12 protein-coding genes are annotated in these 16036 nt (G+C 33.2%); 10 read left to right on the top strand and 2 right to left on the bottom strand.

What is annotated here, in order from left to right; all coding sequences use genetic code 11:
* The first annotated feature begins 350 nt into the window (after positions 1-350).
* The 8 genes from topA to GKZ86_RS00770 all read left to right on the top strand — a co-directional run bounded on the left by topA (position 351) and on the right by GKZ86_RS00770 (position 11482).
* On the top strand, positions 351-2867 hold the full coding sequence (gene topA / locus GKZ86_RS00805) for a type I DNA topoisomerase (protein WP_154781238.1): 2517 nt from the start codon (positions 351-353) through the stop codon (positions 2865-2867).
* Between the two features lie 3 nt (positions 2868-2870).
* The gene (locus GKZ86_RS00800) at positions 2871-4022 is read left to right on the top strand and encodes a formimidoylglutamase (RefSeq protein ID WP_154781237.1); all 1152 of its coding nucleotides are present in this window, start codon (positions 2871-2873) and stop codon (positions 4020-4022) included.
* A gap of 263 nt (positions 4023-4285) precedes the next feature.
* Positions 4286-5683 (top strand): gliding motility lipoprotein GldK, encoded by a 1398-nt coding sequence (gene gldK, locus GKZ86_RS00795; protein ID WP_154781236.1) that lies wholly within the window; start codon positions 4286-4288, stop codon positions 5681-5683.
* A gap of 66 nt (positions 5684-5749) precedes the next feature.
* Entirely contained in the window at positions 5750-6397 is a 648-nt protein-coding gene (gldL, locus tag GKZ86_RS00790; protein ID WP_154781235.1) for a gliding motility protein GldL, read from the top strand.
* 54 nt (positions 6398-6451) lie between these two features.
* Complete coding sequence (gldM, locus tag GKZ86_RS00785) at positions 6452-7993, top strand: gliding motility protein GldM (RefSeq protein WP_154781234.1); 1542 nt, start codon at positions 6452-6454, stop codon at positions 7991-7993.
* A 44-nt stretch (positions 7994-8037) separates the two neighbouring features.
* Positions 8038-9027, top strand: coding sequence for a gliding motility protein GldN (gene gldN, locus GKZ86_RS00780; protein WP_154781233.1), 990 nt, complete (start codon positions 8038-8040; stop codon positions 9025-9027).
* Positions 9028-9342: 315 nt separating this feature from the next.
* Complete coding sequence (gene gldN / locus GKZ86_RS00775; RefSeq protein ID WP_154781232.1) at positions 9343-10332, top strand: gliding motility protein GldN; 990 nt, start codon at positions 9343-9345, stop codon at positions 10330-10332.
* 76 nt (positions 10333-10408) lie between these two features.
* Positions 10409-11482: an FAD-binding oxidoreductase gene (locus GKZ86_RS00770; protein WP_154781231.1), complete on the top strand. Its 1074-nt coding sequence runs from the start codon at positions 10409-10411 to the stop codon at positions 11480-11482.
* On the opposite strand, the gene GKZ86_RS00765 is transcribed toward GKZ86_RS00770, so the two are convergent.
* A complete protein-coding gene (locus GKZ86_RS00765) occupies positions 11463-11846 on the bottom strand; it encodes a DUF983 domain-containing protein (RefSeq protein WP_154781230.1) in 384 nt (127 codons plus the stop codon). The genes GKZ86_RS00770 and GKZ86_RS00765 overlap by 20 nt on opposite strands.
* A 74-nt stretch (positions 11847-11920) precedes the next feature.
* Here GKZ86_RS00765 and GKZ86_RS00760 point away from each other — a divergent pair, with 74 nt between their 5' ends.
* Positions 11921-13834, top strand: coding sequence for an ABC-F family ATP-binding cassette domain-containing protein (locus tag GKZ86_RS00760; RefSeq protein WP_154781229.1), 1914 nt, complete (start codon positions 11921-11923; stop codon positions 13832-13834).
* Between the two features lie 284 nt (positions 13835-14118).
* Here GKZ86_RS00760 and GKZ86_RS00755 read toward each other — a convergent pair whose 3' ends face one another.
* Entirely contained in the window at positions 14119-15081 is a 963-nt protein-coding gene (locus tag GKZ86_RS00755) for an App1 family protein (protein ID WP_154781228.1), read from the bottom strand.
* 62 nt (positions 15082-15143) lie between these two features.
* On the opposite strand from GKZ86_RS00755, the gene GKZ86_RS00750 reads away from it, so the two are divergent.
* Entirely contained in the window at positions 15144-16013 is an 870-nt protein-coding gene (locus tag GKZ86_RS00750) for a diacylglycerol kinase family protein (protein ID WP_154781742.1), read from the top strand.
* Positions 16014-16036: the final 23 nt, after the last annotated feature.

Genomic DNA, 16036 nt, shown 5'->3' with positions numbered 1-16036 from the left:
ATTCTTTTAAACTTTACAAAAAAGAAAGCGGTTTGTTTTTATAAAACCAAAGATAAGATTTTCTCGTAATTGAAGAATTACGAATTCGAGGTTAAAAATAATTATATCTGATTATTGTTGGTTGAAGTGGTTAAGGATAAATACTGTAAGTATAATTTTAGGTTTACATTATGATATTAATAGGTATTATATGCCATTAAATCATTAAAAATTATACCTATATATATAATAGATCGGATTACAGATAAATCTGCAATTTTTGGAAACATAATATTAAAATAACTCAAAAATGCGTTATCAAGGTTAATATTTAAAAAAAATAGATACTTTTGTTGCAGAAAAATAGAGCAATGGCAAAGAATTTAGTAATAGTGGAATCACCTGCAAAGGCGAAAACGATAGAGAAATTTCTAGGAAGTGATTTTCAGGTTGAGTCTAGTTATGGTCACATAGCCGATTTACCGTCAAAGGAGATAGGAGTAGATGTTGAGAATGGATTTAAACCTAAATATGAAGTTTCACCGGATAAAAAAGCCTTAGTAAGTAAATTAAAAACACTATCTAAAAATGCCGAAATGGTTTGGTTGGCAAGTGATGAGGACCGCGAGGGGGAGGCTATTTCATGGCACCTGGCGGAAGAATTAAAACTAGATATTAAAAAAACCAAACGAATTGTTTTTCACGAAATTACCAAGTCAGCGATTCTTAAAGCAATCGAAAACCCAAGAGAAATTGATTATAATTTAGTAAATGCGCAACAAGCACGTCGTGTTTTAGACCGTTTGGTAGGTTATGAATTATCTCCGGTTTTATGGAGAAAAATTAAAGGAGGATTGTCTGCGGGTCGTGTACAATCAGTTTCAGTTCGTTTAATTGTTGAAAGAGAACGTGAAATTCAAAACTTTAATGCAGTTGCTACTTATTCTGTTGTTGCAGAATTTGTAAATGAAGCCGGAAAAGCTTTTAAAGCAAAATTGCCAAAAAACTTCAATACTAAAAAAGAAGCCGAAGATTTCTTAAAACAAAACATCGGTTCACAATATAAGGTAGCAGATTTAGAAACTAAACCTACCAAAAAATCTCCAACAGCACCATTTACAACTTCTACATTGCAACAAGAAGCAGCCAGAAAATTGTATTTGCCAGTAGGAATTACCATGCAGCTTGCACAACGTTTATACGAGGCAGGACTTATTACTTATATGAGAACTGATAGTGTGAACCTTTCTAAAGATGCAATGGATGCCGCTGAAGCTGAAATCATAAAATCTTACGGAAAAGAGTTTTCTAAACCGAGAACTTTTGCAAATAAAAGCAAAGGTGCACAGGAAGCGCACGAAGCAATTCGTCCGACTGATATGTCACGTCATAGTGTAAATATCGATCGTGACCAGGCTCGTTTGTATGATTTGATTTGGAAAAGAACGTTGGCATCTCAAATGAGCGATGCACAATTAGAAAGAACTAACGTAAAAATTGAAGCGAATAATCACGACGAAATTTTCACTGCTTCTGGTGAAGTTTTACTTTTTGAAGGTTTCCTAAAAGTGTACTTAGAAGGTCATGATGATGATGAGGAAGAACAAGAAGGAATGTTGCCTGCATTAAAAGTAAACGAAAAGCTTGCGAATAATTATATTACAGCTACAGAACGATATTCAAGACCTCCGGCTCGTTATACAGAAGCATCTTTGGTGAAAAAATTAGAAGAATTAGGAATTGGTCGTCCGTCTACGTATGCACCAACTATTTCGACTATCATCAACAGAAATTATGTTGAAAAGGGAACTCTTGAAGGTCAGGAACGTAATTATACACAACTTACTTTGCAAACAGGTAAAGTAGGTGAGAAGTTGCTTAAAGAAAATACAGGTTCTGATAAAGGGAAATTAGTACCAACAGATATTGGAACTATCGTTACAGATTTCTTAGTAAAAAACTTCGGAAATATCCTTGATTACAACTTTACTGCAAAAGTAGAGCAGGATTTTGATGAAATTGCTGAAGGAAATATTGATTGGGCAACCATGATGCAGGAATTCTACAATAAATTTCATCCAAATGTAAAAGAGGTTGAAGCTAATGCAGAACGCGAAAGCGGAGAAAGAATTCTTGGTAAAGATGCAGATGGAAGACAAGTTTCTGTTCGTTTAGGAAAATTTGGTCCGATGGCTCAAATTGGAGAAGCTGATGATGAAGATAAAAAGTTTGCCAGTTTAATGTCTGATCAAAATATTGGAAACATTACACTTGAAGAAGCTTTGAATTTATTTTTGCTTCCAAAAAGTTTAGGAGATTATAAAGGAGAAGAAGTAGAAGTAAGTAATGGTCGTTATGGTCCTTATGTACGTCACGGAAGTGTTTTTATTTCATTGCCAAGAGGAGAAGATCCACTTGGGGTTTCTAAAGAAAGAGCTCAGGAATTAATTGATGAAAAAGCACTTGCAGATGCGCCAATCGCAGTTTATAAAGGAGAATCAGTGCAAAAAGGTGTGGGGCGTTTTGGTCCTTTCATCAAGTGGAACAGTATTTTTATCAATGTAAGTAAAAAATACAATTTCGATAATTTATCACAACAAGAAGTAGAAGAACTAATCGAAGATAAATTACAGAAAAATATAGATAAAGTTCTTCATAATTGGGAAGACGAAGGAATTTTGGTTGAAAAAGCGCGTTGGGGACGCTCGGTTATTACCAAAGGTAAAATCAAAATTGAATTAAGTAAAGATGTTGATGCTACAAAGCTAACATTGGCTGAAGTTCAGGAAATGATTGCCAAAAAAACACCGGCAAAGAAAACACCAGCGAAAAAGGTAACAACAACTAAAAAAGCTCCAGCTAAAAAAACAGCTGCTAAAAAGAAATAAAAAATGGAATTTGATTTTCTAGAACCAGTTAATGAAGGGATTTTAAAATTCATCAGTTCATTGTCTTCTCAAGAATTGGGTAGTAAAATAGTTTTACATACTCAGGATCAATTTCCGGATATTAGCAAAATTAATATTGCTATTATCGGTGTTTTAGAAGATCGTAGAAATATTGAAATTGTTAATGAAGTAAATCTAACTGCTGTTCGTAAAAAGCTTTATGGAATGTTTCCGGGTAACTGGGATGCTTCAATTGCAGACTTAGGAGATATTTTGGCAGGCGATTCAGTAGAGGATACTTATTTTGCATTAAAAAAAGTAACAGCTGCTTTAATTAAGAATAAAGTGATTCCTATAGTCCTGGGAGGTTCTCAGGATTTAACATACGCTTTGTATAGAGCATATGACGATTTAGAGCAAATGGTGAACATGGTTTCTGTAGATAACAGATTCGATTTTGGTAAAGAAAATGAAACAGTTTCGGCTAATTCTTATCTGACAAAAATCATCATTGACGAGCCTAATAATTTGTTTAATTATTGTAATATCGGCTATCAGACCTATTATAATTCGCAGGAAGAGATTGATTTGATAGAGAAGTTATTTTTTGATGCCTATCGTTTAGGTGAGATTTCGAATAAAATAGCTTTGGCAGAACCTGTATTTAGAGATGCTGATTTGGTAAGTATCGATTTGAATTCGGTAAAGTCTTCAGCTTCAGGGAATACGGTTTCATTTGAACCGAATGGTTTTAATGGAAAAGAGATTTGTTCCTTAGCAAGATATGCCGGAATTAGTGATAAAGTTTCATCATTTGGAATCTTTAATCATAATAGTACAGTACATGAATCGGCTATGATTGCTCAAATAGTGTGGTACTTTGTAGAGGGCTACCATTATCGTTCTAAAGAATATCCTTTTGGAAGCAGAACGAACTATTTAAAGTATATCGTTCCGTTAGAAGAAGAAGAGTTGATATTCTATAAAAGTGACAAAACAGAACGTTGGTGGATTGAAATTCCATTCGTTTCAAACGGTCACAATAAATTGAAAAGAAATACGTTATTACCCTGTTCTTACGACGAATATTTGTGCGCTTGCAACCAAGAATTACCAGAAAGATGGTGGAAAGCACAAAGAAAAAACGCTTTGTAGAGCAAAAATTTAACTAAAATCTAAAATATCAATAAATATTAACAAATTGTTAAATAATTTTAGTAAGATAAGATTTATAAAATATAAAATTTAACGTTTTACGTCGGTTTTTTGTGTTAGTTTATCGACAAAATATTTTTTTTTTATTTTATTTAACATTATTTTTGAACGGTGAAATAAATTTCGTGAGTAGTGTTGTTTTTTTAATAAATAATAAATACGTTTACGGACTTATAATAATGAATAGATAATCCCAAATTTATATGAAGAAGTTTATTGCATTTGCAGCAATGTTAACACTAGTAATCGGCTGTGGTAAGTCAGGTGACAAAGGTGAGTTAGTTGGTGTTACAGGAGGGAAATGGCATCCCGAAAAGCCATATGGAATGACTTTGGTTCCAGGCGGATCTTTTATCATGGGTAAATCAGATGCTGATTTAGCTAATGTTGAAGACGCTCCTACTAAAACTGTAACAGTTCGTTCATTTTATATGGATGAAACTGAAATCACTAACAGTGAGTATCGTCAGTTCGTGGAATGGGTAAAAGACTCTACAATGAGAGTTCGTTTAGCTATTTTGGCCGATGAAACTGGACAAAAAAGTACAGGAGATGGTAAAGGTAAAAAAGCTGGTAGCATTTCTGATTATGCATTTAACGATTCTGAGCCAGACAAAATGACGGCATACGATAAGTATATGTATGATAACTACTACAGTGTAGGAACAAAAGATGATCCTTATGCTGGTAGAAAACTAAACAAAAAAGTTAAGTTAATTAAAGATACAAAAGCTTATCCAGACGAATATTATGCTGAGGTAATGGACTCTATGTATTTACCAATCGAAGAATCATATAATGGTTTAAGAACAGTTGATGTAAATAAATTGAAATTCCGTTATTCTTGGATGGATATTCAGGCTGCAGCAAAAGCTAAAGTTGGAAAAAGAAAAGACTTCGTTAAAACTGAACAAGTGCCAATTTACCCTGATACTACTGTTTGGATTAAAGATTTCTCTTATTCATATAATGAGCCAATGCACAATGATTATTTCTGGCATAAAGCTTATGGAGATTATCCTGTAGTAGGTGTTACTTGGAAACAAGCAAAAGCATTCTGTGCATGGAGAACTTTAAATAAAAATAGCTACATTAAATCTAAGAAAAAAGGACGTGACTTAGTAAATGCTTTCAGATTGCCAACAGAGGCAGAATGGGAGTATGCTGCAAGAGGAGGTCTGGAATCTGCAACTTATCCTTGGGGTGGACCTTACACTAAAAGTGATAGAGGTTGTTTCTTAGCAAACTTCAAACCAAGCAGAGGAGATTATGCTGCTGATGAAGCTTTATATACAGTTGAGGCAAAATCGTATGAAGTAAACGGTTACGGATTATATAACATGGCAGGAAACGTTTCAGAGTGGACAGATTCAGCTTATAATCCAAATGCATATGAGTATGTTTCTACAATGAACCCAAATGTTATTGACGGAAACAATCAAAGAAAAGTGGTTCGTGGAGGATCTTGGAAAGATGTTGCTTACTTCCTACAGGTAAGTACACGTGATCACGAATATGCAGATTCTGCAAGAAGTTATATCGGTTTCAGAACTGTACAAGATTACATGGGAACTCAGGTAACCGGAAAAAAGAAAAAGTAAGTAAATTAAATTAAATCAATAACCAAATCGAATCTATTTCAAATTAAAACCTAAAAAAAAATTATTATGGCATTATTAAGTAAAAAAGCAATGAATTTCGCTTATGGTATGGGAGCGGCAGTAGTAATCGTTGGAGCATTATTCAAAATTACTCACTTTGAAATTGGACCATTAACAGGTACTGTAATGCTTTCTGTGGGATTGTTAACTGAAGCGTTAATTTTTGCCCTTTCTGCTTTCGAACCAGTAGAAGATGAATTAGACTGGACACTTGTTTACCCTGAATTAGCTAACGGACAAGCTAGACAAAAAGCAGACAAAACTGAGACTCCTTCTGATGCGCAAGGATTATTATCTCAAAAATTAGACGTAATGTTGAAAGAAGCTAAAATTGACGGTGAATTAATGTCAAGTTTAGGAAACAGCATCAAAAATTTCGAATCAGCTGCTAAAGGAATTGCTCCTACTGTAGATTCTATCGCTTCTACTAAAAAATATAGCGAAGAATTATCTATGGCTGCTGCTCAAATGGAATCATTAAACAGTTTATACAAAGTTCAATTAGAAAGTGCTTCAAGAAATGCTGAAGCTAATAAAGAAATCGCTGATAATGCATCTAAATTAAAAGAGCAAATGCAATCTATGACTGCAAACATTGCTTCTTTAAACAGTGTTTACGGTGGTATGCTTTCTGCAATGAGTAACAAAGGATAATTAGTTTTTAACTATTATATTAAAATTATTAATAAGAACTAATTACAAAATAAAATGGCAGGAGGAAAATTAACCCCTAGACAGAAGATGATTAACCTGATGTATCTGGTTTTCATCGCAATGTTAGCAATGAACGTATCGAAAGAAGTTATTTCTGCTTTTGGTTTGATGAATGAAAAATTTGAAGATGCTAATACTTCTTCAGTTGCAACAAACACTTCATTATTGACATCTTTAGATCAAAAAGCTGCTGAAGCAAAAGGAGAATTCGCTATTGCTGCAGTAACTGCTCATAAAGTTGAGGCGATCTCAAAAGGTTTTTACGATTATATCGCTACTTTAAAAGCTCAATCTATCAAAGGTTTTGAAGTAGAAAAAGAAACTGGAAAATTGCCTTATGAGGCTATGGATAGAGGTGATAATATCGACGACTGGTTTACAGGAGACGGTTACACTAAAAAAGGTAATGATATTATTGCTGCAATCCAAAAATACAAAGCAGACATGAAAGCTGCTTTAGGAACAGATAAAAAATATGGTCCAATTATCGCAGAGATTGAAAAGAAATTTGATGTTTCTGATGTAAAAAACAAAGAAGGTATAAAAGAAAAATACTTAGCATATCACTTTAAAGGATTTCCTGCAATCGCATCAGCTGCAAAGCTTTCAACTTGGCAAAATGACGTTAAAAAAGCAGAAACTGATGTTTACAACAGTGCTTTAGGAAAAGCTGCGGTTGCTGCTGCTTCTTATAGCAATTATCAAGCAATCGTTGTTTTAGATAAAAATGCTTATTTCCAAGGAGAAAAAGTAACTGGTAAAGTAGTTTTAGGTCGTTATGACGAAAACACAAAACCAACTTCATTCCAAGGTCCTGGACAAATCGTTAACGGACAAGCTGTTATCTCTTTAACTGCAGGTGGTGTTGGAGAACAAGACATTAACGGACAATTTACATTCTTAGAAGATGGTAAAAACATTCCACTTAAATTTGCTGGAAAATATGTTGTAGTACCAAGACCTAACTCAGCTACTATTTCTGCTGATAAAATGAATGTTGTTTATAGAGGTGTTGTTAACCCAATCTCTGTATCTTTCGCTGGTGTAGATGCTAACAAAATTGTTGCAAGTGCTCCAGGATTAAATTCTGCTGGTAAACCAGGTAAATATAACATGAGCCCGGGTCAAGGAACAGAAGCTACAATTTCTGTTACTGGAACATTACCAAACGGAGATAAAGTTACAGATAAGAAAACATTTAGAATTAAAGGTATTCCTGGGCCAACAGGAACAATTAGAGGTGAGATGGGTGTTGTTAAAGGACCAAAATCTAACTTAGAGATTGCTACTATTGGTGCTAAATTACTTGATTTTGATTTCGAAGTTAGTTTAGATGTTGTTGGATTTAACTTAAAAGTAACTGGACAACCTACAGTTGTTGTTACTGGTGATAGATTAAATGCACAATGTAAACAAATTCTTTCAAGAGCTGGAAAAGGAGATCAGGTTACTATTTCTGAAATTAAAACTAAACTTGTTGGAGCTGGTAGTTATTTATTGCCAAGAACTGCTCCGGTAATTTACGAAATACAATAATAAAGTAGGTAAAACTACGTTCAATATCTTATAATGATACCACGATGAAAGTAAGAAATTTTTTAATAGCGATTGTTTCTGTCGCAGGAGGTTTTGCTGCTAATGCACAATCTAATTTGCTAAATGCAAAGACACCTGCACAGATAGGACTAAAAACTCCTGCGCAGCTTATCTCAGACAATGATAAGCCATTAGCTTATGGTTATGTAGATGATAGAGATGTATTGATGGGAAAAACTACTTGGGAGATCATCGATTTGAATGAAAAAATCAACTTTCCTTTATATTTTCCGGTAGATACTGCTAATATTGGTTCTGATAGACGTTCTTTATATGATGTTTTGACGAAAGCTATGAAAAATGGCAAAATAACTGAAGTGTATTCGGATAGTTATTTCAATACTAAAAAATCTTTGAAAGATATTCAAGGTTCATTATCTCGTATTGATACAACGGATGCTGGTAGAGAGTTAATCAATCAATATCCTGATGACTACAAAACACATGTTGTAAAGAAAAAAGTAGTTACTGGTACTGGTAAAAAGAAAGTTGTAACTTATGTTGATGAAACTGTAGCGGCAACAAGAACAGTTCCGGCTGAGTATATCTTGAAACAAGATCTTACTTCTGCTGATGTTACACAATACAAAATCAAAGGATACTGGTATTTTGACAAACGTCAAAGTGAATTAAAATATCGTTTACTTGGAATTTGCCCTGTAACTCCGGACGTTTATACTATGAACAGTGACGAAAAGGATTATATTGAATTGTTTTGGATTTTCTATCCAAATTCGAGAGCTGCGCTTCATGAAGCTAAAGCTTTTAATGACAGCAACTCAGCATTACCAATTTCTTTCGATCAAATTTTGAATTCAAGACGTTTTAATGCTATTGTGTATAAAGAAGAAAACTTGTACGGAGATCGTGAGATCAAAGAATACATGAAAGATAATGCACAAAACCAATTGTTAGAATCAGAAAGAGTGAAAGAGAAAATCCGTAACTTCGAACAAGATATGTGGAACTACTAAGTAGTTGTATATTATTACATTATATCAAAAACTCTTACTACCTTTGTAGTAAGAGTTTTTTTATTTATTCCAAAGCATTAAAAACAATTTGATTCTTTTTTTAATAGCGGTTAGAATATAAAAACGTTTCCTGGTTATGATTGATATAAGCAAAAATATTATTTAAGTTAAACTCTTGAGCTTAAATTAATACTCTATACTATAACGTAATTTTGATACCATAATTTTTTTTATTCTTCTTATTTTTGATTATTGTAAGAAAAATAATAATAAAAACATAAAAGCCACGTTTGTTTAATATAAAAAAGTATTAGGATGAAAGTGAAAAGTTTTTTAATCGTTATTGTTTTAATCGTTGGAAGTTTTGTTTCTAACGCACAATCAAATTTGCTTAATGCAAAAACCGCTGATCAGATAGGACTTAAGACTGCTGCACAGCAAATTTCTGATAATGATAAGCCACTAGCTTATGGCTATATAGATGACAGAGATGTATTGATGGGTAAAACTACCTGGGAGATTATTGATTTGAATGAAAAAATTAATTTCCCCTTATATTTTCCGGTAGATACAGCTAATATTGGTTCTGACAGACGATCTCTTTATGATGTTTTGACAAAAGGGATTCGAAGTGGAAGAATAACTGAAGTCTATTCGGATAGTTATTTCAATACTAAAAAATCGTTGAAAGATATTCAAGGTTCATTATCTCGTGTTGATACAACAGATGCCGGTAGAGAGCTAATTAATCAATATCCTGATGACTACAGAACGCACGTTGTGAAGAAAAAAAAGATTGTTGGAACTGGAAAGAAAAAGTCTGTGAGCTATGTTGAAGAAACTGTGGGCCCAACGAGAACAATTCCGGCCGAGTATATTTTGAAACAAGATCTTACTGCAGCAGATGTTAGCGAATACAAAATCAAAGGATATTGGTATTTTGACAAACGCCAAAGTGAATTGAAATATCGTTTACTTGGAATTTGTCCTGTAACTCCAGATGTATACACTATGAATGCAGACGAAAAAGATTATATTGAATTATTTTGGGTCTTCTTTCCGAATGCCCGGGAAGTTTTGCATGAAGCAAAAGCTTTTAATGATATCAACTCTGCAAAACCAATCTCTTTCGATCAAATTTTAAATTCGAGACATTTCAATTCAATTATCTATAAAGAAGAAAATATGTACGGAGATCGTGAGATTAAAGATTATATGAAAAGTAATGCGCAAAATCAATTGTTAGAATCAGAGCGAGTAAAAGAAAAAATTCGCAATTTCGAAGAAGATATGTGGAATTACTAAATTCTCATATTATATATTATAACAAAAACTCTTGCTACCTTTGTAGTAAGAGTTTTTTTTTTATTATTTACAAAAAATGATTGATTATTTAATTGTCGGATCCGGATTGGCTGGAATTTCATTTGCTGAGATTGCCCTTAAAAACAATAAATCTATTTTACTGATCGATAACAAATCGCAAGTTTCATCGAGAGTTGCAGGAGGTTTATATAATCCCGTAATTTTAAAACGCTTTAGTGAAGTTTGGAAAGCTGAAGAACAATTGGTTTTAATGGATGAATTTTACAGTCAAATAGAAGAAAAATTAAAAACTAAATTCAACTTCAGACTTCCTATCCTGAGAAAGTTTTTTTCAATAGAAGAACAAAACAATTGGTTTGCTGCTTCAGACAAAAAAAACTTAGAACCCTTTTTATCTACAAAAATAATTTCCAAAAAGTATAATGGTATAGATTCGCCTTATGATTATGGCGAAGTATTACATACAGGTTATGTAGATACTGCTTTGCTGTTAGATACTTATAAGAATTATTTATTAGAAAATGATTTGCTGCTGGAAGAGTTTTTTGATTCCGGCTATATTGAGTTTTTTGATTATGGAATTCAATATAAAAATATTCAGGCACGTCATATTATTTTTGCAGAAGGCTTTGGATTGCATAAAAATCCATTTTTTAATTACTTGCCTTTAGATGGAACAAAAGGAGAATTATTTATTATTAAAGCGCCGGATTTAAAGCTTGATGTTATTGTAAATACCAGTGTTTTTATATTGCCATTAGGAGGCGATTTATTTAAAGTAGGAGCAACATACAATTGGCAGGACAAAACAGATGATCCTACCGAAGAAGGAAAACAGGAGCTTTTAGAACGTATTAGAGAAATCCTAATGTGCGATTTCGAAATTATAAAGCATTTTGGAGGAGTTCGCCCAACGGTTAAAGACAGAAGACCTTTGATTGGTACTCACCACGAGCGTAAATCAATTCATATTCTTAACGGATTAGGAACTCGTGGCGTAATGCTTGGACCTGCGATGGCGAAGGCCTTATTTGATAATATTGAAAATGAAATTCCTTTAGATTCAGAAATCGATATTAAGCGATTCCATAAAAGGTATTTAAAGGCCCTTATTTTTGACCGGCCGTAGGATCGTAAGAAACAAACATATTAATATATAAATTTCTGGATAGTCGTAAAACAAATGGGAACAACACAATTAGTGAAATAACGATTGCTATAAAAGACTGTTCAATAGTCGTTTTAAAAAACACAAATGAAACTATAAAAGCAGCAATTCCCACAGCTACATTTAGTCCGTAACTTACATACATTGCTCCGTAAAAAAAAGAAGGTTCAATTTGATATTTTAATCCACAATGGCTACAATTCTCGTTCATTTTGAGAACTTTAGTCAAATGAAGTGGATTTTTGTCCGAATACATGCTCTCATTTTGACATTTTGGACAACTTCCTGTTAAAATACTATTTAGTTTGGATCCTTTTTTTAACATTTGCAAAAAATTAATATTCCCATGAATTTGGGAGTGTAAATTTACACAATCAATTAGTTATAAAATAACATTACATGCTTAATATACATAATTTATCGGTTTCTTTCGGAGGTTCTTATTTGTTTGAAGAAGTTACTTTTCGTCTGGGTGCCGGTGATCGAGTAGGACTTGTTGGAAAAAACGGTGCAGGAAAATCAACAATGCTAAAAATTCTTGCAGGAGATTTTAAACCGGACTCGGGACAAATTGCTACAGAGAAAGAAGTGAGAATGGGTTTCTTACGTCAGGATATTGATTTTGAACAAGGAAGAACCGTTCTTGAAGAGGCTTACGAGGCTTTTACTGATATTAAGATTGTTGAGAAAAAATTAGAACAAATCAATCATCAATTGGTTACCAGAACCGATTATGAAAGTGAGGAATATAGCCAGATCATTGAAGATTTATCTGATTACACACATCGTTTCGAACTTCTTGGAGGTTACAATTATGTGGGAGATACAGAGAAAATTCTTTTAGGTTTAGGTTTCAAAAGAGAAGTTTTTAACAACCAAACTGAAACATTTTCAGGAGGTTGGAGAATGCGTATCGAATTGGCTAAATTATTATTGCAGGCAAATGATGTATTGCTTCTGGATGAGCCAACCAACCACCTTGATATTGAAAGTATCATTTGGTTAGAAAGTTTCCTGCGTAATTATCCCGGCGTTGTGGTGATTGTATCGCACGATAAAATGTTTTTGGATAATGTAACGAATCGTACAATCGAAATCTCTTTAGGAAAAGCATACGACTTCAATAAACCCTATTCTCAATATTTAGAATTGCGTCATGAAATTCGTGAAAAGCAATTGGCAACTCAAAAAAATCAGGCCAAAAAAATTGAAGAAACAGAAAAATTAATTGAAAAGTTCCGTGCAAAAGCTTCAAAAGCTTCAATGGCGCAATCGCTGATTAAAAAATTAGATAAAGTAGAAAGAATTGAAGTTGACGAAGACGATAATTCTGTAATGAATATTTCTTTCCCGGTTTCAAAAGAACCAGGAAGAGTAGTAGTTGAAGCCGAAAATGTTACAAAAGCATACGGTGATAAAACCATTCTAAAAGACATTAATTTATTGGTAGAACGTGGAAGCAAAATTGCTTTCGTGGGGCAAAATGGCCAGGGAAAATCAACTTTTATCAAAGCAATTGTTGATGAATTTGAATATCAGGGAACTATCAAGTTAGGACATAACGTACAGTTGGGCTATTTTGCACAAAATCAGGCAGAATATCTTGATGGTGAGATTACGTTGCTTCAAACTATGGAAGACGCGGCAATGGACACGAATCGTTCTAAAGTTCGTGACATGTTAGGTTCGTTTTTATTTCGTGGAGATGATGTTGAGAAAAAAGTAAAAGTACTTTCAGGAGGCGAGCGTAACCGTTTGGCACTTTGTAAGTTATTATTACAGCCAATTAACGTTTTGCTAATGGATGAGCCTACCAACCACTTAGATATTAAATCTAAGAACGTTTTAAAGGCTGCTCTTCAAAAATTTGGCGGGACTTTACTATTGGTTTCGCACGACAGAGATTTCCTTATGGGAATGTCGAATATCGTTTATGAATTTAAAGATCAAAAAATAAAAGAATATTTAGGCGATATCAACTATTTCTTAGAACAACGCAACCTTGAAAACATGCGTGAAGTCGAGAAAAAAGATGTTGCAAAAGCCGCTGCTCCAAAAGAAAACAATAAAACTTCATACGAAGACCAGAAAAAAGGAAAAGCGTTGCAAAACAAATTAAGTAAAGTCGAAAGTCAGATTAAACAATTAGAAAAAGACATTCAGCACGACGATAAATTGTTAGCATCAAATTACGACAAACATATCGAAGACGCTTCTTTTTTTACAGCTTATAATAAAAAGAAAAAAGATCTGGATCAATTACTTCTCGATTGGGAAATTGTTCAGGAAGAAATAGATACTTTCAACGCTTAAGATGATTTTCAGGAGCTAATCCAGCTTTTTGTTATAAGTCCTCACAAAAAAAATGCATTTCTAATGTTGCAAAAAGAGCTTCTTTCAGTCGCTTTTTTTCAACAAGAAATGCAATTTTTTTTTGCTCCGGGCTTTTCACTTCAATCTGGGCTATGACGCACAGTGTGTCATCCCGAGGAACTAAGGATCACAAGAAACTCCACACAGAAATTCGCCAATCTTTGTCGAATTACAAGTGTGATTTCTCGTTCCTCGAAATGACAAAAAAGGCCTTCTGCAAAAAATTACTTTATAACCCCAATCGATTTTGAGTGCATAATCGCCTCACTACTATCCTTGAAATAACAAACAGAAATATTTAAATCTTCCAGATTTTTCAAAATTGTATTTGTTGCTTCTTTTTTAGTTTTTCCGGTTTGTCTGATATAAACAGCTTTTACCGTAACGGGAAAAATTTTGCAGATTCGTTCGTATAAAACCGGATCGTGTTGAGAATCATCTCCCAATAAAACATATTTAAGATTTGGGTAAAACTCGAGAACATGTTTTATCTTATCAAATTTATGATCGTGATTTCCTCTTCCGCTCATAAAAAAATCAGTAATACCTCTTTTGATATCCTTCAATAAAATAACAGCTCGTGGCAATTGATGAATTTTAGTGAATTTCACAATAAACTGATATAAATTCCATTCGCTGCTCGAAATATAAAAAAAGGCGTTTTCCTCTTCTTTATTATTTCTTCCGGCCGAACTTAAAGCCTGATAATGCGGAACAACATCCTTAAAAACTTTTCTGTCATTTACATTTTTAAATAAAAGAATGTATATTTTTTTGAAGACATTTCGAGTATGCGAAATCAAAAAAGTATCATCAATATCAGATATAATTCCAAGATTTCCTTCGTGAGGTCTTATAAAACTTCCTTTAGAAATAATAGTTTCTTCTTCATATTTCAAACTGACTTCGTATTCCATCCATCCAAAATTGGATTCTTTTTCAAGCGGAATACAAAATTTGAAATAGCCATCATCTAATGTTTTCGAATGGATTTCCTGATTTCCACATTTAAGATAAACATCATAATTTTTAATCGTTTTTATCCTAAACTGATTAATTACAGAAGTTGCATTTTTAAAATTTTTCTTCTGAAAATCATAATCATAAGTTCTCTTAAAAACGTGTCCCATTACAATTAACTCTTGTTCATTAGCATAACCGCGATATAATTGTAGGATTGGTTTCATTAATTACGTATTTTTATAGTAGATGTAAATTAATTATTTTAATTGGTATTAAAAATAAAATGTTGAAAAAGAATATCATTTTTGTTGTAAATCCTATTTCCGGAGATCTGGATAAATCAGATTTAATTGCAAACGTAGAAGAGTTTGCAAGTACGAACCATTTTAATCTTGTAGTTTATGAAACTACAGGAGCAAAAGACCTGCACGAAATTCAAAATCTATATAATAAATATTTACCGGAACGTATTATTGTGGCCGGCGGCGACGGAACAATAAAAATGGTTGCAGAAGCGATGGAAGAACATGATGTTATTATAGGTATTTTGCCTGCAGGTTCTGCTAACGGGTTATCTGTCGATTTGAATTTACCTGTAACCATCGAAGAGAATTTAAAAATTGCCTTTTTAAACCATTATATCGAAATGGATATGATTTGTATCAACGGCAAGAAAAGCATTCATTTGAGCGATATTGGCATCAATGCAGATTTGGTTAAGAATTATGAAGAAAGCAATTTAAGAGGCTTTTGGGGATATGCATTGCAGGCTTATACAACCTTAAAAGATTCAGATGAACCTTTTACAGCTACAATTACCGCCAACAATCAAACAGTTGAACATACCGCGAGAATAGTCGTGATTGCTAATTCTCAAAAATACGGAACAGGAGTAATTATTAACCCGCACGGTACGATGAACGATGGTAAATTTGAATTGGTGATTCTAAAAAGTCTTGATATATTTTTACTCGGAAAAATTATTACCGGAAACATGCCAATAGATTCAGATGATATTGTAATTATTTCGACAGATAAAGCGACAATAAAAACAAACCATCCTGTTAATTTTCAAATTGATGGTGAATATTGCGGCGCTCAAAGTTCGTTAGATATTTATATTCTGCACAAACAAATGAAAATTGCTGTTCCTTAAAAGTGAAGTTTTAATTTGAAAGA

This window comes from Flavobacterium sp. LC2016-13, assembly GCF_009707955.1.
Classification (GTDB): Bacteria; Bacteroidota; Bacteroidia; order Flavobacteriales; family Flavobacteriaceae; genus Flavobacterium.
Note: the sequence above shows the minus strand (reverse complement) of the source record. Positions and strands in the feature narration are given on the sequence as shown.

Excerpts from the sequence above, each read along its gene's own strand:
- gldK (WP_154781236.1), top strand. The coding sequence starts at position 4,286 with ATGAAGAAGTTTATTGCATTTGCAGCAATGTTAACACTAGTAATCGGC.
- gldL (WP_154781235.1), top strand. The coding sequence starts at position 5,750 with ATGGCATTATTAAGTAAAAAAGCAATGAATTTCGCTTATGGTATGGGA.
- GKZ86_RS00765 (WP_154781230.1), bottom strand. The coding sequence starts at position 11,846 with ATGTTAAAAAAAGGATCCAAACTAAATAGTATTTTAACAGGAAGTTGT.
- gldN (WP_154781233.1), top strand. The coding sequence starts at position 8,038 with ATGAAAGTAAGAAATTTTTTAATAGCGATTGTTTCTGTCGCAGGAGGT.
- GKZ86_RS00755 (WP_154781228.1), bottom strand. The coding sequence starts at position 15,081 with ATGAAACCAATCCTACAATTATATCGCGGTTATGCTAATGAACAAGAG.
- topA (WP_154781238.1), top strand. The coding sequence starts at position 351 with ATGGCAAAGAATTTAGTAATAGTGGAATCACCTGCAAAGGCGAAAACG.
- GKZ86_RS00760 (WP_154781229.1), top strand. The coding sequence starts at position 11,921 with ATGCTTAATATACATAATTTATCGGTTTCTTTCGGAGGTTCTTATTTG.
- gldM (WP_154781234.1), top strand. The coding sequence starts at position 6,452 with ATGGCAGGAGGAAAATTAACCCCTAGACAGAAGATGATTAACCTGATG.
- GKZ86_RS00770 (WP_154781231.1), top strand. The coding sequence starts at position 10,409 with ATGATTGATTATTTAATTGTCGGATCCGGATTGGCTGGAATTTCATTT.
- gldN (WP_154781232.1), top strand. The coding sequence starts at position 9,343 with ATGAAAGTGAAAAGTTTTTTAATCGTTATTGTTTTAATCGTTGGAAGT.
- GKZ86_RS00800 (WP_154781237.1), top strand. The coding sequence starts at position 2,871 with ATGGAATTTGATTTTCTAGAACCAGTTAATGAAGGGATTTTAAAATTC.